Source organism: Streptomyces sp. NBC_00425 (genome assembly GCF_036030735.1).
Taxonomy (GTDB): domain Bacteria; phylum Actinomycetota; class Actinomycetes; order Streptomycetales; family Streptomycetaceae; genus Streptomyces.
In genome coordinates this window covers 6,682,368-6,700,617 of record NZ_CP107928.1, presented here as the reverse complement: position 1 = coordinate 6,700,617, position 18,250 = coordinate 6,682,368, and the positions used below count along the sequence as shown (strand labels likewise).

Below are 18,250 nucleotides of genomic sequence, written 5' to 3'. Positions count from 1 at the left end.
CCGCCTGCACCCCGTCCCGGCACCCGCAGAAAGACAGGAAGCGCGCATGTCAAGGGTTCTCACCCGGCTCGCGGCGATACTGGTCGCCGTCGGCCTCTTCTTCACCTCGCAGTCCCTGACCACACCTCAGCAGGCGGCGGCCGCAGACCCCGGCTACCTGATGGTGCACTTCACGGGTGAGGGGTCGACCAACCAGCAGATGTACCTCTCGCACAGCACGGACGGCCTGCACTGGAACGACCTCAACGGCGGCGGCATGGTCCTGCGCTCCACGGTCGGCACGAGGGGAGTGCGCGACCCCGCGCTCGTGAGATCCCCCGACGGCAGCAAGTACTGGATCATCGCGACCGACCTGTGCATCAGCTGCGGGCAGACCTGGGACTCCTCCATCAACAACGGCAGCCGCAACCTGGTGGTGTGGGAGTCGACGGACCTGGCCACCTGGTCGCAGCCGTGGCTGCTCAACGTCGCCGGCGCGATCCCCGACGGCCGCAACGCCTGGGCCCCCGAGGCGATCTGGGACCCCCAGACCAACGACTACGTCCTGTACTGGGCGACGAACGTGCCCCTCAACGGCAAGACGAAGCACCGCATCTACTACGCCCGCACCAGTGACTTCCACACCATCACCACCCCCCAGACCTACATCGAGCGCCCCGGCGCCCAGGAGATCATCGACACGCAGATCATCGAGATGCCGTCGGGCGTCGGCGCCTACCGCTACGTGCGGGCCTCCGGCGACGGGCAGATCACCCTTGAGGGCAGCAACTCGATCCTCGGGACCTGGACGAACCTCGGCAACCTCTCCGGCGTCGGCCTGACCGGGGCGATGGTCGAGGGCCCCATGTGGATGAAGTTCAACGGCACGAACAAGTGGGCCCTCTACCTCGACCAGTACGCGTCCAGCGGCGGATACATGCCGGTCCTGACGACGGACCCGTCCAACCCGTCCTCCTACCAGAAGCAGGCGTCGAGCAGCTACAGCATGGGCGGCACGAAGAAGCGCCACGGCTGGATCATGAACCTGACGGCCGCCGAGGAGAGCCGCGTCCTCGCACGCTTCCCCAACACCCCGGCCAACCGGCTCCAGTCGTACAACTTCCAGGACCGGTACGTACGCCACACCAACTTCGACGTGCGCATCGACCAGAACGTCACCAGTGAGGACGCCCAGTTCAGACTGCGGACCGGACTGGTGGGCTCCGGCACCGTCTCCTTCGAGTCGGTGAACTTCCCCGGGTACTTCCTGCGGCAGGACGGAACCGACTTCCAGCTCGTCCACAACGACGGCACCAGCCAGTTCGCCCAGGACGCCACCTTCAACAAGGTCGCCGGACTCGCCGACGCGACCTGGTCGAGCTTCCAGTCCTACAACCACCCCGACCGGTACATCCGCCACTACGCGTTCGAGCTGAAGCTCGACCCCATCACCAACGCCACGGGCCGCAGCGACGCCACCTTCCGCGTCACAAGCTGACCTGACCGGGATGCCGGCGCCTCCACCGGAGAGCGTCGGCATCCCGTCCACGGGCAGCGGCTCCGCGAAGCGCCGGACTGAGCAACATCACGACATGACCTCCATCACGTCGCCTTCTCCGGCAGACAGCTGGTGGTCCGGCACGTCTGCCGGACCGCCCGTGCCTAGCGGACGAGCTTCCAGTCCTGTGAGCCGTCGTCGGCCGCGGTCCGGAGGGTCAGCGGCGCCGACGTCGACGCGCCTGTGAGGAAGAGACTCGTGTTCTTGACGGCCTGGAGCCTGTAGTAGCCGTCGGAGCCCTTGACGAGGGTCCAGCTGCCCGTCGAGCTGTTGTCGACCCACTGGCCGATGCGCTGCCCGGCGGTGGCGTTGCCCGTCCAGACGGCGGCGGCTCGACCGCCGGACTTGTTCAGCAGGGTCGTACCGCCGTTGGGCTCGGTCACCACGTGCCAGTACTGGGTGTCCTGTATCGCCGCCGCGCCGGAGTCCTCCAGGACCACGTCCGGCGTGTTCCCGTTGCCGAGGTTCGCGTCGTTCGTCTTGTTGCCGGTGCCGATCACCTGGCCGGTCTTGCGGTTGACCAGCCGGTAGTAGGCGCCGACCGACTCACCGAGGTCGACCTCGGCGTAGGCGATCGTGGACGTGCCCTGGTTGTTGAGGATCACCACGCGGCCGGTGCCGTCGACGTACTGGAGGTTGCGGCTGTAGCCGGCCGGCGACGTCGTCTGGTACTCCGTCCACACACCGTCGCTGCGTCCGCTGCCGTTGACCCAGACGCTGCCGCTGTTCGCCGCGTTGTAGACCAGGCGCCCGTCGGGGAGCCGGATCAGCACCGGGCTGCCGCCGCCGGCGAGCGGACGGGAACCGGCGACGACCGGCAGCGAGCCGACCGACATGCCCGTCTGGCTGCCACGGAAGAACTTCAGCGGGTCGTCGGCGATGACGTAGCGGGTGTTGGCCCCGCCGCCCCAGTACTCGTAGGTGAGCATCCACCTGCCGTCGGCCGTGGGCACGATGTTGGTCATGCCCGGCCGGCCGCCGCCGATCTCGGTCTTGCCGCCGCCCATGTCCTGGACGGATCCGGAGATGTCGACGACGGGGTCGCTCCAACCGGTGTTCTTGCCGTCCCAGGTCCGGTGCACGAGGATCTGGCCGTGCGAGTCGGTGGCCGTGTCGTTGGCGGGGTCCTTCCGGGGCACGCCGGTGACCGGGTCGAAGCCGACGTAGTCGTTCTCGTCGGAGTAGTAGCAGACCAGCTTGCCCTTGTAGACCATCAGGTACGGCTCCCACAGCGGGTCCACCTGCTGGTACTTGTTGGCGGCGGCGATGTTCTCGCCGACCGCGCCCGCGCTGCCGCCCTGCCGGCCGGCGGTCGCCACGACGTTCTGGATCTTCCAGGTCCTGCCGTCATCGGTGCTGGAGTACAGGGCGATGGCCAGATCGCTGCGGTCTCCGTCGTTGGACGGGGTCCAGTCCGGGTCGGCCGCCTTGTGCTCCTTGTAGTAGTAGTCGTCACCGGAGACGACACTCGCCAGGAGCAGCGTGCCGGCCTTCAAAGCGCCGACCTTCTGCGGGAGGACGTACAGGTACGGGTTGGTCCAGTTGCTCGTGTACTTGGCGTACTCGGGGTCCTCGGAGAGGTACGCCGGCGCCTTGACCTCCGACAGCGGCTGCCAGCTCGTCCCGTCGTCGTCGCTCTTGTAGACCGGGAGGGTCTGTCCGGCCGCGCTGCCCGACGACGTCACGACCGTCGACTTCTCGAACGACGCGACCAGCCGTCCACCGGGGAGTTCGGCCGACTTCGGATAGACCGCGCAGTTGCCCCGCCCCTTCAGGCACGGCTCACCGCCCAGCTGGTACATGGTCCCGCCCGTGGGGTTGTACGCCTGCGCGCCGGCCACGGAGCCGGCCAGCAGTGCCGCGGCCGCGATGGAGCTGCCCAGCGCCTTTGCTGTGGTTCTTCTCTTCACTGCCCCTCCTTCGGGGAAATCACGGTGTTGCGGTGCTCAGCACGCGGACGTCCCATGGACCGAGGTCCAGCCGTGAACCGGCGGGGACGGACGTGCCGTCCAGAACGTCGGAGAGATCGGCCGGCGCGCTCACGTGCGCGGACTGCCAGCTCCAGTTGTGAACGACGTGGACGCGACGGCCGTCGGGAGAGGTGCCGGTCGTCGCGGTGACCGACTCGGGAAGGTCCTGCCATGCGTGGCTCGCGGCGGGCGCCAGCCATTCGGCGAGCGCCCGGGCGAGGTCGCGGCCCGGCGCCGTCCCGACGGTGGTCACCCGGCCCGCGCCGTGACGGCGGGTGGTGACGGCCGGCCAACGGCCGAAGTGCGGGTGGTCGTACCCGGCGAGGACCTCGGCGTCGGTGGCGTTCAGGCACTCGATCCACCGGGTCGCGGTGGCGGTCTCCGGGAGCCGCAGCGGGCTGCCGGGCGCACCGTGCACGGGGACCTCCTGGTGGAGGTTGCTGAACTCGTCGTACGTCGCCCCCGCGGCGTCGGCGAGGCGGCCGGGGGCCGGGGCGATCCGGGCCCGGGCCTCGTGGTCGGCGTAGCCGGTGCGGGGTCCGAGCACCAGGTGGCCGCCCGCGTGGGCGTAGGCCGCCAGCCAGTCGAGGGTGACGTCGTCGACGACGTAGAGGGCCGGGACGACGAGGACGGGGTGGCGTCGTACGGCCTCCTCCGGGGTCAGATCCCCCAACTGCCTGGCGTGGACGATCCGCACCTGGCGGCGCGCGTCGAAGGCGCCGCGGTAGAAGGGGTCGAAGAGGCGGTGGTAGGCGGCGGCGTCCGGTTCGCCGTCGGGGGTCGCGAGCGGCGGGTACTTCTGCATGAGCCACTTGCTCGGCGTCGAGTAGACCATCGTGATGTCGGCGTCCGGTTCGAGCCCGGCGACCAGCGGGCCCGCCTTGTCGAACTCCGCGCCCAGCCGGGCTATTTCGGCATACGCACGGCCGGGCCGGCCGTTGTGCGGGAGGACTCCGCCCCAGTAGGTCTCGGCGCCGAAGCGCAGGGTCTGCCACTGCCAGTACTCGATCATCCGCGCGCCGCGCGCCACGTGCGCCCACGCGGCCTGGCGCCACTGGCCGTCGTATCCGGGCCGGTTGTCCCACGCGAAGCCGATGCTCTGGGCGTTGGTCTCGGTGACGAGGAAGGGCTCCTGGCGCGAGGAGAACATCCAGTCGGCGGTCTGGTACATCGCCCACACCCCGGTGGTCTTCCAGACCTGCTCGTGGGTGTCGGGGGTGGGGTCGGGGAGCAGGAGGCCGTCCTGCATGTCGTAGTACGGGTTGCCGGAGGCGATGTCGAGACGGGCGGCGAGCTCGTCGTCGGCCACTCCCGGCCGGGTGTACGAGATGCAGGTGGTGACGAACTGCTCGGGGTGGGCGTACTCCCGGACGATGTCGGCCTGCCAGCCGATGAACTCGGTGACCTGGCGGGCCTGGAACTCCCGCCAGGCGACGTCGTACTGCGGCTGTTCGTTGCCGTCCGGCATCCACAGGTCGGCCCAGTCGGACAGCCGGTGGGACCAGTACACCAGGCCCCACTCGCGGTTGAGGGTCTCGACGTCGCCGTACTTCTCGCGCAGGCAGTCCACGAAGCGCTGGAAGACACCACGGTTGTGGAAGAGGTGCAGACCCGGTTCGTTGTCGACCTGCCAGCCGATGACCGCGGGGTGGTCGGCGTAGCGTGCCGCCATCTTGCGGATCACCCGTTCGGCGTGGAACCGGAACGCGGGGTGGGTGAAGTCGATCTCCTGCCGGGCGCCCCAGCCCAGGCGCTGACCGGTGGCGTGCTCGGCGGTGATCTCCGGGTACTGGCGGGCCAGCCACGGCGGCGCGGCGTACGTCGGGGTGCCGAGGATGACGGAGATGCCGCGCTCGTGGGCGCCGTCGAGGACGGGCTCGAGCCAGTCGAGGTCGAAGCGGCCGTTCTCCGGCTCCCAGGTCGACCAGACCGACTCGCCGACCCGGATGACGTTGAAGTTCGCCTCGACCATCAGGTCCAGGTCGGTCTTCAGCCGTTCGTCCGGCTGGAGTTCGGGATCGTAGGCGGGCGTGTACTCGTGGTAGTACGCGGCGCCGAACAGGACACGGGCAGGCAGAGCCGCCATGGGGGAAACCTCCGGGAATACGTGGAGTGGGGTGCGGGGTGAGGCGTGCGGGCTACTGCTTGACGCCGCCGGAGGCGAGGCCGCTCTGCCAGTACCGCTGGAGCAGCAGGAAGGCCACGACGAGCGGGATGATCGAGATCAGCGAGCCGGTGACCACCAGCGCGAGCATGTCGCTGCTGGCGCCGGATCCGCCGTTCTGGGCCTGGGCCGCCCAGGAGGACAGGCCGACCGTGATCGGGTACAGGTCCGGGTCGTTCAGCATGATCAGCGGCAGGAAGTAGTTGTTCCACGTCGCCACCAGCGTGAAGAGCAGAACCGTCACCAGGCCGGGGCCCAGCAGCCTGAGGACGATGCGGAAGAAGATCCGGGCCTCGCCTGCGCCGTCGATGCGGGCGGCCTCGAGGATGCTGTCCGGCACCGCGTCCTCGGCGTAGACGCGCATCAGGTAGAGACCGAAGGGGTTGACGAGGGAGGGCAGGATGATCGCCCACGGGGTGTTGACCAGGCCCGCCTTCGCGAAGAGCAGATAGGTCGGGATCGCCAGGGCCGTGGTCGGCACCATGACCGCCCCGAGCACCAGGTTGAAGGCGGTGCGGTCGCCGCGGAAGCGGAACTTGGAGAAGCCGTAACCGCCGGCGGCGGCGAGGAGCGCGGCGCCGACCGCGCTGACGCCCGCGTACACGACCGTGTTGAGCAGCCAGCGTACGAAGACGCCGTCGTCCTGGGTGAAGGTGTCCTTGAGGTTCGTCAGCAGTTGCGGGGCGTGCGAGAACCACAGGCCGAAGCTGTTGAACAGGTCCTGCGTGCTCTTGGTCGAGGCGATCAGCAGCCAGAGCAGCGGGAGGAGGAAGTAGGCGAGGGCGGCCAGCATGGCGATGGTCAGCGGGGTGCTGCGGCGGCGGCCCGACGGCCGGCGTCGCTTGCCGCGGTCCGTGCCCCAGGTGCGCTCGGCGGTCGGTGCGACGGTGGCCGGGGGCGTGAGGGCGGTCACGGGGTCCTCCTGCGGTTCGCGGTGAGCAGGACGGCGTAGGAGGCGATCACGATGACGAGGCCGAGGAGGAAGGAGACCGTGGCCGCGTAGTTGACCTGCTGGCCGGTGAAGGCGAGCGTGTACGCGTAGAGGTTCGCTGTGTAGGAGCTCGAGATGACGTCCGGGGCGATGTTCATCAGCAGTTTGGGCTCGTTGAACAGCTGGAAGCTGCCGATGACGGAGAACAGCAGGGTGAGCAGGAGCGCCGGGCGCAGCGCGGGGATCTTGATCGACCAGGCGATACGCCAGGCGCCTGCGCCGTCCATGGCCGCGGCCTCGTACAGCTCGGTGGGGATCGTGCGCAGGGCGGCGTACAGGATGATCATGTTGTAGCCGACGAACTCCCAGGTCACGATGTTGGCCAGGCTGCCGAGCATCCAGCCGTCGCTGAGGAAGTCGGGGACGGGCAGACTCACCTTCCGGGCGATCTGGGCGAACGGGCCGAAGTCCGGGCCGTACAGATAGCCCCACATGAGCGAGGCCACCACGCTCGGCACGGCGTACGGCACGAAGATGCCGAGCCGGATCACCCGGGCGAGCCGCAGCAGGCCGCTGTCGAGGGCGAGCGCGAACAGCAGTGCCAGCAGCAGCATCAGCGGCACCTGGATCACGAAGAACAGTGCCACGCGGCCGACGCCGTGGAGGAACTGGGGATCGGTGAGGGCCTGGGTGTAGTTGTCGAGGCCGACGAACGCCGTGCCGCCGATCAGACGCTCCTGGAAGAGGCTGAGGTAGGCGGCATAGCCGAGCGGCGCGAGGAAGAGCAGGAGGAACAGCACCATGAACGGTGCGACGAACAGCGGCCCTGCCGACCGGCGCCTGCTCGCTCCGCCGCGCCCTGGGCGACTCGGCCCGTCTCGGCGCCGGCCCTTGGGAGAGGCCGTGGTTGTGGCGGTCATCATCGGCCCTTTCTGAGGAGGGGATGGTGCTGGATGTGGTGGTGGAGGGGAGCGTGGGGAACCGCGACGGGTCCCGCGCCGTGGAGCGGGACCCGGCGAACCGTCAGGAGTGGACGGTGAAGCCCTGCTTCTTGGCGTACGTGGTGAGCCGCGACTGCCAGGTCCCGAGCGCGCGGGCGGTGTCGGCGCCGTCGGCCAGCGACTTGCCGACGGTCTCGGTCCAGTCGGTGGCCGCCTGGTCGAGGAACGGCGGCCACTGGAAGGAGGAGCTGACCGTGGAGCTGATGTCAGCGAAGATCTGGTTCACCTTCTGACCTCCGTAGAAGGCCGGCGCGTCGCCCACGAACGAGGCGTCCGTGAGCAGGGCCTTGGTCGCGGGGAAGAAGAACTGCTCGGTGGCGAACATCTTCGCGCTGGCCGGGTCGCTGTTGAGGAACTGCGCGAACTGGGCGGCCGCGATGGCGTTCTTGGTGGACCGGATGACCGCGGTGGTCGAACCGCCCCAGTTGCCCGAACTCGGTTTCGACGCGTCCCACTGCGGCAGCGGGGCCGCTCGCCACTTGCCCGCGGTGGCCTTGGCGGAGCCGGAGAGGAACACGGGCCCCCAGGCCGCGGTGATCCAGGTGGCGTACTTGCCCTTGTTGAGCGCGGCGTACCACGAGTCGGTGAAGTCGGGTTCGACGCCGATGACCCCTTCCTTCGCCAGACCGCCCCAGTACGTGCCGAGCTTCTGCGAGACGGCGTCGTCGACGCTGATGGTGATGTCGCTCTTGCCGGAGGTCACGTACGGCTTGGCGCCCGCCTGCCACAGCAGACCGTGCCAGGCGGCGACCTGGTTGGCGGCGAGGTTGGTGAGGTAGACGTCGGGGTCGGCCTTGTGGAGCTTGCGGGCAGCGGCGGCGAACTCGTCCCAGGTGGCGGGGACTGCGATGCCGTGCTCGTCGAAGATGTCCTGCCGGTAGAGCATCCCCATCGGGCCGGTGTCCTGCGGGATCGCCCACACCTCGCCGTTCGTGCCGCTGACCTGCCCCCAGGTCCAGTCGACGAACGTGTTCTTCAGCGCGGCGGCGCCATGGGGCCGAAGGTCCAGCAGGCTGTTGGTGATCGTGAACGTCGGGATCGCCTGGTACTCGATCTGGACCATGTCGGGGGCGCCGCTGCCGGCCTTCAGCGCCGTGCGCAGCTTGGTGTACTGCGGGGTGCCCTGACCGGCGTTGACCACCTTGACCTTGATCGCCGGGTACTTCTTCTCGAAGAGGGCGACCTCCTTGGCGATGTCCGGGACCCACGTCCAGAACGTCAGCTCGGTGGGCGTCTGCATGGCCTTGTCGATGTCGGCCTGGCTTACCGCCTTGGCGGAGGCGCCTCCGCCAGAGCCGCCGCTGCCGCCGCAGGCGGACAGGCTGGTCGCGAGTGTCAGGGCTCCGGTCGCGGCGAGGAAGCCGCGGCGGTTCAGAGGGGCCGAGGAGGCGGCTGTGAGGAATTTCGACATGATGGACTCCGCAGAGGGCGTAGGAAATCGGCGCACCGGGCGACGGCGTGCTGCAGGGGATGTCAGAAGCTGGGTTCGGCGGCGGGACGGGCGGGGCCGGCGGGGTGCGGGGGGTTCCTCGCGAGGCCGAGCGCGTCACGCTCGTCGGCTGACCGGAGGGCTCACGCCTGAGGCGGCGGGAGGAGGGGCGAGGGCCCGGGGCGAGCGGCTCTGGGAGCGGCGTCCGGGCCCCGCGCTGATGAGTGGGCACGACGGCGACCGGATGCGGCTGGGTCGGCTCGCGCACTAGGGCCGGGTGCCGGGGGGGAAGGCGGATGAGCGTGGCGCGCTGTGGGTGGGCCGGCCTCCTGTCGTGATCGGGGAACGTGGTGCCGGGCGGGTGACGGGTCAGACCGAGGTCCGCCGGGGGGCCGGGGCCGTCCTGGTGGGAGCGGTCGCCCCGTCGGACGAGGCCGTCCCCGTATGCACGGTGGTCCGGTTCGGCGGGGGTGCCGTCGAGGAGCGGACCACGAGGTTGACCGGCGGGTCGTGCACCTGGACAGGGTCCGAGTCCGGGTGCTCGATGGCGTGCACCAGACGCTTGAGGCCGTCCTCTGCGATCGCGTCGAAGGGCTGTCGCACCGTCGTCAGGGGCGGAGTCACGTAGGCGGCCACCGGTATGTCGTCCAGACCGACGACACTGATCTCTTCCGGCACCCGTCGGCCGGCCTCCAGCAGTGCGCGGATCAGGCCGATGGCCATGTCGTCGTTCGCGGCGAACACCGCCGTGACGTCATGGTCCTCGGCCAGCTCGCGTCCTGCGCGGTATCCGGAGGCGGCCGACCAGTCGCCCACGATCACAGGCGGTTCGCGCCTGCCGTGCGCGGCCAGCGTCGCCCGCCAGCCCTCCATCCGGTCCCTGGCCGCGTACCAGCGTTGCGGACCGGCGAGGTGGTGGACGGTCGGGTGCCCGAGGTCGAGCAGGTGCTCGGTGACGGCGCGGGCCAGCTGGTGGGCGACGAGCCCCGCGGTCACCACCCGCTGGGCGGTGAACGGCGGCGGCGCTCCGAGGATCAGGAACGGCACGTCGGCGCGGATCGTGAGGTCGACCTCGCCCTCCTCGTCGATGGGCTCGGAGATGACGATGCCGTCCACGCCCTGGTCGAGGAGCGAATCGACGGCACCGGCGATGCCCGCGGCGTCGCCCTCGAGCGTGTTGACCACGCGGAGCGTGTAACCCGTGTCACGGACGGCCCGCTCCAGGCCCATCAGCAGCGAGGCGGGACCGTAGAGCGCCGTGCCGAGCGTCACCACGCCGACGGACCGGGTCCGGCCCGAGGCCAGTGCGCGGGCGGCGTGGTTCAGCCGGTAGCCGAGCGTTTCGGCGGCTTCCATGACACGTCGGCGCACGTCGCCGGAGACGTACTGCTCACCGTTCATGACCCTGGACACCGTCTTCTGCGAGACGCCCGCCAGCCGCGCCACGTCGATGCTGCGCGGTGCGGTGCCGGTGCTGCGGCCTGCCAGTCGTGCCATGGGGTCTCTCCTGATCTCCGACAGCGGGCAGCGCGGTCCGTTCGCGTATGACTGCGCTGACATGACTGCGCTGACATATCTACGCAGCCGGAGAGGGCACGTCAAGGGTTCAGGCAACATTGCCGTCATCCGAAGGCAACGCCGCCCACCTCGACAGTGCTCGTCCGGCACGGATCCGTCCGTCGGTGACGGGAGGATCCGGGACATGTGGACCCCGGGTCACCATTCGCCGGAAACCGCGCAACGGCCCGGGCGCCGGCCGGACGCGCCCAGGACGCCGGGCGGAAGGCCACCGCGCGGACACCCGAGGTTCCTGTCCTGTCCTCAAGGTCTCTCCGGGGTCCGGCGTCGAGAGTCCGGCACACACCACGCCGGGTCCGGAGGGAGTACGGTTGCGGCACCGAGCGCACCCCGCACGCCGTCATCAGTTTCGGCGTCGCCCTCGGGCCGCCGCCCTCGGGCATCGGCACAGGCCGGCGTACATCGGATCCGGCCGGAAATGAGCCGCACCATGACTCCTGGGTCGCCGTCTCACGCCGTCTTCCGTACCCGGTCCCGCGCAGCGCGGTAGCGGGTCTCCCGGCTTCGGGGACACCCCGGGGCGTTCCGGCATCCCGCACGGCCCTGGACCGGTCGGCACGTTCGAACCGGTCAGCACGTCTCTGACCCGATCAGCACGGCTCCGAACCGATCAGCACGGCTCCGAACCGATCAAGAGGATGCGAGACGCATGTATTCACAGGACTCGATTTCCGGCCACCGTCGCGGCCGTCCCGAGCCGACCGCGGAGGTGCTCTCCGGACTGACCTGCCTCGTCTGCGCCACCGACTACCGCAACGCACCCGACACGGAGGCGGTGGTGGTCTCGCACCGCGACGACAAGCAGCTTCTCGCCTGCCGCGGCACGTGCGCACGCATCGCGAGCGGGTCGGCCGACGGCCTGGACGAGACACCCCTCCCGCTGGCCGAACGCGTCCTCGGGCACCGGGCCGACCGTCCTTGACCCGGAGCCCGGCCGACCGCGACGAGCACGCCGAGAGCGCATCGAACGAAATGCCGAGGAAGCGTACGAGCCTGATGAGTCTCGGAGCACTCGCCTCCTCCCGCAAGGAGAACGAGTTCCGCGCCGAGTGCGACGGTGTTGCTGCTGCCCAAACCCGTGCACGACGACGTCGCCGCCCTGCGCGAGGGCCAGGTGCTGTGGGGACGGCCGCACTGCGCGCAGGACGAGATGACCCAGTTGGCTGCCGGTGTGCGACGCTGCGCTGGTCGCGTCAACCGTCCCCGCAGTCACACGGACCCCGGGACCGTCATCCAGCGCCACTGGGTGAACTGCTCCAGGTTGGCGGTACCGCCGATGCGGGAGCCGTTGCCCGACGCTCCCATCCCACCGAAGGGGGCGTTCGCGGCATCCTTGGCGGAGACGTCGTTGAGGTGCACCATGCCGGTGCGCAACTGTTCGGCGATGACCGCGGCCCTCGACGTCGAACCGGAGTGCACAGCCGCCGTCAGACCGTATTCGGTGTCGTTGGCGATCTCGACGGCCTCACGGTCGGTACGGAACACGACGACGGGAGCGACCGGCCCGAAGATCTCCTCGGTGAATGCGGGCATGGTCCGCTCGACGCGGTCCAGAACGGTGGGCGGGTAGAACAGCCCGTCGCGGCGTCCGCCCGCCAGCACCCGTGCACCGGCGGCCACGCTCTCGTCCACGATGCGTTCGACCCTCGCGGCCTGGCGCTCGCTGATCACAGGACCGAGGGCCACGCCCTCCTCGCGCGGGTCCCCGACCCGCAGCTCGTCGGCCTGCCTGATCAGCGCCTGCGTGTAGGGCTCCACGACGTCGGCGTGCACCAGATGACGTCCGGCGGCGACGCAGGCCTGCCCCTGATAGCCGAAGGAGCTCATCGCCCCGGCTGCCGCGGCGGAGTCGATGTCCGCGTCGTCGAGCACGACGATCGAGTTCTTGCCGCCCAGTTCCAGCGCCACCCGCTTGAGCCCGTCGCCCGCGGCGCGGGCGACCGCCCGTCCCGCCTCGGTGGAGCCGGTGAAGACGACCATCGCGACGTGCGGATCGGCCACGACCGCCTCGCCGGTGCCGGGGCCTCCGGGCAGGACGTGGAGCAGCCCCTCGGGCAGTCCGGCCTCCTCGAACAGCCGCGCCACGACGACACCGCCGGACACCGGCGTGTGGGGATCGGGCTTGAGCAGAACGGCGTTGCCCAGCACGAGTGCGGGCGCCAGGGCTCGCATGGCGAACAGCAGGGGTGCGTTCCAGGGGTTGATGACGCCGACCACCCCCAGGGGGACCCGCCATGCGTAACTGGTCTGGGCGGGCGCCGACGGGCTCAGGATCTCGCCCCGGGGCAGTGACGCGAGGCCGGCGGCCTGCGCAAGCTGGCTGAGTCCGGCCGCGATCTCGTAGTCGCCCTTCGCCGGGACGCCTCCGGACTCCCTGACGATCCACTCGCGAATCGCTTCGCGGTTGTCGCGCAGTGCCCGGGCGGCGCGGAGCAGGACCTCGGCACGCTCCTGGGGTGCGGTCGCGGCCCAGGCCCGTTGCGCTCGGGCCGCCTGGGTCCCGGCCCGGGCGACATCCGCGGGCGCCGCCACACCCACCTCAGCCAGCCGCTCCCCCGTGGCGGGTTCGTTCACCGGCTGAACACCGCCCTCGGACTGCCGCCACCCGCCGCTGTAGATCTTCCCGGTCCATTCGGCGGCGTCCGGCCACGTCTCCTCGTCGGTGACGCTCATGGCACGGCCCTCCAACCCCGACGGATTGGTCCATCTTCGGCATTTATGCCCTCATCGCGGATATACGTTCCACCATCTCCCTAGGTTGCCCGTGGTCGGGCCGGGACGCACGGTGGAAAGACCGAAGTGAGGGCGGATGAACGCGATGACGGGTTCTGACACCGCCGGCGACGACCGGGCGGCGTGGCGGCCGGACGACCCCATCGAGGAGTCGGCCACGGCCGGAGCCGGCGTGGACTCGAACGGCATCGTGACCAGATGGAGCGAGGGAGCACGGCGGCTGCTCGGATACCGGTCCACGGAGGTCATCGGCCGGCCCGCGGCGTCATTGCTCGCAGGAAAGCCGCCCGCCGAGACGCTCCGCTCCCTGAAAACGCTGGCGCGGTGGAGCGGAACGGCGACTCTCCGGCACCGGGACGGCCACCACCTCGCGGTGAACCTGCTGGCCCACCGCCGGGAGCCCGACGGCGAGGCGAAAGGAGGCGGCGAGTGGCTCCTCGTCTCCCCCCTGGCCCGGTCGGCGTCGCCGCTCCACGACGACGCGCTGGTGATGTGGGCGTTCACCCGGTCCCCGCTCACGACGGCGCTCTACGACACCGGCCTGCGGCTGCGGCGGGCGAACTCGGACATGGAGCGGGTGATCGGTCTGCCCGAAGCAGCGATGCGGGGGCTGCGCGTATCGGAGATCGTGATCGACCCGGAGAGCGACCGCACGGAAGAGTGCATGCGGCGGGCGCTGGAGACCGGCGAACAGCAGCACCTGCAACAGTCCCTGCATCTGGCGGGCCATGAGAGCCAGAGCGTCTGGACGACGTTGCTCACCCCCGTGCGGGACGCCGAGGGAACGGTACGGGGAGTGCTCCTCTCCGCGTACGACGTGACCGAGGAGCACCTGGCCCGAGGCCGCCTGGCCCTGCTCAACGAAGCCAGCATCCGCATCGGCAGCACCCTGGACCTCGCCCGGACCGCGCAGGAACTCGCCGATGTGGCCATCCCTCACCTCGCGGACTTCGTCACCGTCGACCTGCTTCCCGCCATCGAGGGCGGCGACGACCCGCGCGCCGGCTCGCCGCCCAGCCCCGTCATGCTGCGCCGTGTCGCCTACCAGTCCGTCCTGAAGGGCTGCCCCGAGGTCGTGGTGGAACGCGGAACAGTGGCCGCGTACCCGGACGATTCGACTGCGGCCAGGTGCCTGACCACCGGCCGGCCGCTGATCGAGAACGTGACGGCTTCCGCGATGGACCGAGTGGCGAGCCAGACCCCGGACCGGGCCGAGCGGATGCGACACTACGGCTTCCACTCCGTGCTGGCGGTGCCGATGCGCGCCCGCGGCATCACCCTCGGCGTGGCCACGTTCTCCCGCCACCGGCACCCGGAACCCTTCGAGCAGGACGACCTGCTCCTGGGCGAGGAGATCACCGCCAGAGCAGCCGTCTGCATCGACAACGCACGCCGCTACAGCCGCGAGCGCCGCACCTCCCTCACTCTTCAGAGCAGTCTCCTGCCACAGCGGCTGCCCCCGCAGGCCGCCGTCGACGTCGCCTCCCGCTACCTCCCCGCCAGCACGCAAGCCGGCGTCGGCGGCGACTGGTTCGACGTGATCCCGCTGTCCGGGGCCCGGGTCGCGCTCGTCGTCGGCGACGTCGTCGGCCACGGCATCCAGGCCTCGGCCGCCATGGGACGACTGCGTACCGCCGTGCGCACCCTTGCCGATGTCGACCTGCCGCCCGACGAGTTGCTGACCCACCTGGACGACATGGTCATCCACCTGTCCGCCGAGGCCGAAAGCGCGGCCGGCATCGTCGGCGACATCGGCGCGACCTGCCTGTACGCCGTCTACGACCCGGTCTCCCGGCGCTGCGCCATGGCTCGCGCGGGCCACCCCGCACCCGCGCTGGCGACCCCGGACGGCGTCGTCGTGTTCCCCGACATACCTGCGGGCCCGCCTCTGGGGCTGGGCGGCCTGCCCTTCGAAGTCACCGAGATCGAGCTGCCCGAAGGAAGCCTCCTCGCGCTGTACACGGACGGCCTCATCGAGGCCCGCGGCCGTGACGTCGACGAAGGTCTCGACGCACTGCGCAAGGTGCTGGCCCGGCCCGCTCCGTCCTTGGAGAGCACCTGCGACACCGTGCTCCAGACGCTTCTCCCGGACCACCCCGCCGATGACGTGGCGCTGTTGATGGCCCGCACCCGCGCCCTGGACGCGGCCCATGTCGCCACCTGGGACGTGCCGCCCGATCCCTCGGCGGTCGCCCAGACCCGTAAGAACGCCGTCCGGCAGCTGGCCGCCTGGGGCCTGGACGAGGCCGCCTTCGTCACCGAACTGGTGGTCAGCGAACTCGTCACCAACGCCATCCGTTACGGCGGCGCCCCCATCCAGCTCCGGCTCATCCGCGACCGCAACCTCATCTGCGAAGTCTCCGACGCCAGCAACACCAGCCCCCATCTGCGCCGCGCGCGCACCTTCGACGAAGGCGGCCGCGGCCTGCTCCTCGTCGCTCAGCTCACCCAGGGGTGGGGCACTCGCCAGACGTACACCGGCAAGACGATCTGGGCCGAACAGGCCCTCTCCCCGCATGCTTCACCGTCGGCGACGACGGACTGACCGATGCCAGAGCCCTGCGGCGCGCTTCGAGTCCTTCGAGGATCTTGACGGCTGTGTCGTGATCCGGGTGACGCAGAGCCCGGGCAGGGCGGCACGAGGCCGCGGCCGGTCCCCTGTTCCGGTCGCGGCCCCGTCGGTGAGGGTGGAGGTCGGTCACGAGCCGCAGCAGCCGCCGGCCTGGTTCTCCCCGTTCGGCTCGACGGCCGGGACGGCACCGATCTGAACGAGGGCGGGCGCGGGCGCGCAGCAGCCGCCGGCGTCCTGGTCGCCCTCGGGGGCGTCGAACAGTCCGGCGCCGCCGCACACCCCGGTCTCCGGGAGGGTGAGTTCGACGCGGTCGGCGGATTCCAGGTCACCGGCGATCGCGGCGGCGACGGAGCGGACCTGCTCGTACCCGGTCATCGCCAGGAACGTCGGGGCGCGTCCGTAGGACTTCGTCCCGACGAGGTAGACGCCCTGTTCGGGGTGGGACAGTTCGCGGTGACCGTGCGGGTAGACGGTGCCGCACGAGTGCTGGTTGGGGTCGATCAGCGGTGCCAGCCCGACCGGGGCCTGGAGGCGCTCATCGAGGTCGAGGCGGACCTCGGACAGGAAGGACAGGTCGGGGCGGAACCCGGTCAGCACGATGACCTCGTCCACCGGCTCCAGCCGTCGGCCGTCCTCGGCGATCAGGACCAGCCGGCCGCCGGCGTCGCGTTCGATGGCGTCGGTGCGAAAGCCCGTGACCGCGTCGGCGTGGCCGTCGTCCACCGCGGCCTTCGCCGCCAGGCCCAGCGCACCGCGTGCGGGCAGCTGGTCGGCCGAGCCGCCGCCGAAGGTGGAGCCGGAGATGCCGCGGCGCAGGACCCACACCGCCTTCGTGCCCGTGCCGTCCTCGGACTCGGCGAGGTCGGCCAGATAGGCGAGTGCGGTGAAGGCGGACGCTCCGGAGCCGACGACCGCCGTGCGCCTGCCTGCGTAGCGGGCCCGGGCGGCGGGGTCCTTGAGGTCGGGGACCCGGTAGGCGACGCGGTCGGCCGCCGCCTTCTCGCCGAGGGCGGGAAGCCCGCCGGCGCCGGCCGGGGAGGGCGTGGTCCAGGTGCCGGACGCGTCGATCACCGCACGGGCGAAGATCCGCTCCTCGCGACCGTCGGCGTACGCGACGTGCACGACGAAGGGCTGGCTCTCGCGGTCGGCGTCGACGATGCGATCCCGGCCGCTCCTCGAAACACCGGTCACGGTCGCGCCGAAGCGGACACGCCTGCCGAGGACCTCGGCGAGGGGCTCCAGGTACTGCGCCGCCCAGTCGCCGCCGGAGGGGTAGGTCGCCGGGTCGGGCCGGGTCCAGCCGGTCGGAGCGAGGAGCTTCTCGGCGGTCGGGTCGACCACTTCGCCCCACGTGGAGAACAGCTTCACGTGCGACCACTCCCGTACCGCTGCTCCCGCGGCCGGTCCGGCCTCCAGGACGAGCGGCTCCAGGCCCTGGTCGACGAGGTGAGCGGCGGCGGCAAGACCGGCGGGACCGGCTCCGATCACGACGACGGGCAGCTCGGTGAGGGCAGGCGCGTTCACGGCGACTCCTTGCTTGTTTCGACATCCGTCGATGGCTTGCGCGGCCCAGCATGGCACCTGTATCGATGAGCGTCAACATAGACATTCATCGAAACCAAGGGGATCCCTTCATGGCGCACATCGACGTCGTCGCCATCGGGGCCGGCAGTCGGACTACCGGCCGGACCTGTCCTTCCTCGCCGGTCCCGACGGCGCCCTGGACGACATCGGACACCGGCGGCATCACGAAGGGGTCGCCGCCTCCGTCCGGACCGGCCTTCGCCGGTCGGGAGCGGCAGCGCAGCCTCTCGTCCGATTCGCTGCGAGGTGCGGGCCGGGACGCGGCCCGGGCCGCTGATGAAGCGCACCATCGAGCGACCCTCGCCCGCCTGGTTCGACATGTGTCAACATAGACGTATGTCGAACATCAAGGCGTTGCCGCTGTTGGCCCCGAAGGAGGTCGCCGAGGACGTCGTGCCATGCTGCCCGCCGCTCACCGAGCGTCCACTGACGGCCGAGGAAGCCGAACGGACCGCCGCGATGTTCAAGGCGCTCGGCGATCCGGTGCGGCTCCGGCTGTTCTCGCTGGTCGCCTCGCACGAGGGCGGTGAGGCGTGCGTGTGCGACATCTCCGACGTCGGGGTCTCCCAGCCGACCGTCTCCCACCACCTGAAGAAGCTCAAGGCGGCCGGCCTGCTCACCTCCGAGCGGCGCGGCACGTGGGTGTACTACAAGGTGGAGCCGTCGGTGGTGGCCGCGATGGGACAGATGCTCGGCACCCTGGGCTGAGCCGTCCGGACGGACCGCGAGGACGGTGCGGGCAGAACCGGCG

Annotated in this window: 12 protein-coding genes; 4 read left to right on the top strand and 8 right to left on the bottom strand. The window is 70.5% G+C overall.

What is annotated here, in order from left to right; genetic code table 11:
- Nucleotides 1-46: 46 nt before the first annotated feature.
- Nucleotides 47-1,477 carry a glycoside hydrolase family 43 protein gene (locus tag OHS82_RS29315; protein ID WP_328434908.1) on the top strand — a complete coding sequence of 477 codons (1,431 nt, stop codon included), beginning with the start codon at nucleotides 47-49 and terminating at the stop codon, nucleotides 1,475-1,477.
- A 164-nt stretch (nucleotides 1,478-1,641) separates the two neighbouring features.
- On the opposite strand, the gene OHS82_RS29310 is transcribed toward OHS82_RS29315, so the two are convergent.
- The 6 genes from OHS82_RS29310 to OHS82_RS29285 all read right to left on the bottom strand — a co-directional run bounded on the left by OHS82_RS29310 (nucleotide 1,642) and on the right by OHS82_RS29285 (nucleotide 10,529).
- Nucleotides 1,642-3,339 (bottom strand): RICIN domain-containing protein, encoded by a 1,698-nt coding sequence (locus tag OHS82_RS29310; protein ID WP_443041913.1) that lies wholly within the window; start codon nucleotides 3,337-3,339, stop codon nucleotides 1,642-1,644.
- 127 nt (nucleotides 3,340-3,466) lie between these two features.
- Complete coding sequence (locus tag OHS82_RS29305) at nucleotides 3,467-5,593, bottom strand: beta-galactosidase (protein ID WP_057582893.1); 2,127 nt, start codon at nucleotides 5,591-5,593, stop codon at nucleotides 3,467-3,469.
- Nucleotides 5,594-5,645: 52 nt separating this feature from the next.
- On the bottom strand, nucleotides 5,646-6,584 hold the full coding sequence (locus tag OHS82_RS29300; protein ID WP_057582891.1) for a carbohydrate ABC transporter permease: 939 nt from the start codon (nucleotides 6,582-6,584) through the stop codon (nucleotides 5,646-5,648).
- Entirely contained in the window at nucleotides 6,581-7,525 is a 945-nt protein-coding gene (locus OHS82_RS29295) for a carbohydrate ABC transporter permease (RefSeq protein WP_443041036.1), read from the bottom strand. Before OHS82_RS29295 ends, OHS82_RS29300 begins: the two co-directional genes overlap by 4 nt.
- Before the next feature lie 100 nt (nucleotides 7,526-7,625).
- Nucleotides 7,626-9,014 (bottom strand): ABC transporter substrate-binding protein, encoded by a 1,389-nt coding sequence (locus tag OHS82_RS29290; RefSeq protein WP_057582887.1) that lies wholly within the window; start codon nucleotides 9,012-9,014, stop codon nucleotides 7,626-7,628.
- A gap of 387 nt (nucleotides 9,015-9,401) precedes the next feature.
- Nucleotides 9,402-10,529: a LacI family DNA-binding transcriptional regulator gene (locus tag OHS82_RS29285; protein WP_079041553.1), complete on the bottom strand. Its 1,128-nt coding sequence runs from the start codon at nucleotides 10,527-10,529 to the stop codon at nucleotides 9,402-9,404.
- 730 nt (nucleotides 10,530-11,259) lie between these two features.
- Between OHS82_RS29285 and OHS82_RS29280 the strand changes: the two genes are divergently transcribed.
- Nucleotides 11,260-11,532, top strand: a complete 273-nt coding sequence (locus tag OHS82_RS29280) for a hypothetical protein (RefSeq protein ID WP_057582885.1) — start codon at nucleotides 11,260-11,262, stop codon at nucleotides 11,530-11,532.
- Nucleotides 11,533-11,819: 287 nt separating this feature from the next.
- Here OHS82_RS29280 and OHS82_RS29275 read toward each other — a convergent pair whose 3' ends face one another.
- Nucleotides 11,820-13,283, bottom strand: coding sequence for an aldehyde dehydrogenase family protein (locus OHS82_RS29275; RefSeq protein ID WP_057582883.1), 1,464 nt, complete (start codon nucleotides 13,281-13,283; stop codon nucleotides 11,820-11,822).
- 136 nt (nucleotides 13,284-13,419) lie between these two features.
- Here OHS82_RS29275 and OHS82_RS29270 point away from each other — a divergent pair, with 136 nt between their 5' ends.
- Entirely contained in the window at nucleotides 13,420-15,888 is a 2,469-nt protein-coding gene (locus tag OHS82_RS29270; protein ID WP_328434906.1) for a SpoIIE family protein phosphatase, read from the top strand.
- A gap of 153 nt (nucleotides 15,889-16,041) precedes the next feature.
- On the opposite strand, the gene OHS82_RS29265 is transcribed toward OHS82_RS29270, so the two are convergent.
- On the bottom strand, nucleotides 16,042-17,439 hold the full coding sequence (locus tag OHS82_RS29265; RefSeq protein ID WP_328434905.1) for an NAD(P)-binding domain-containing protein: 1,398 nt from the start codon (nucleotides 17,437-17,439) through the stop codon (nucleotides 16,042-16,044).
- A gap of 396 nt (nucleotides 17,440-17,835) precedes the next feature.
- Between OHS82_RS29265 and OHS82_RS29260 the strand changes: the two genes are divergently transcribed.
- The gene (locus OHS82_RS29260) at nucleotides 17,836-18,207 is read left to right on the top strand and encodes an ArsR/SmtB family transcription factor (protein ID WP_057582879.1); all 372 of its coding nucleotides are present in this window, start codon (nucleotides 17,836-17,838) and stop codon (nucleotides 18,205-18,207) included.
- Nucleotides 18,208-18,250: the final 43 nt, after the last annotated feature.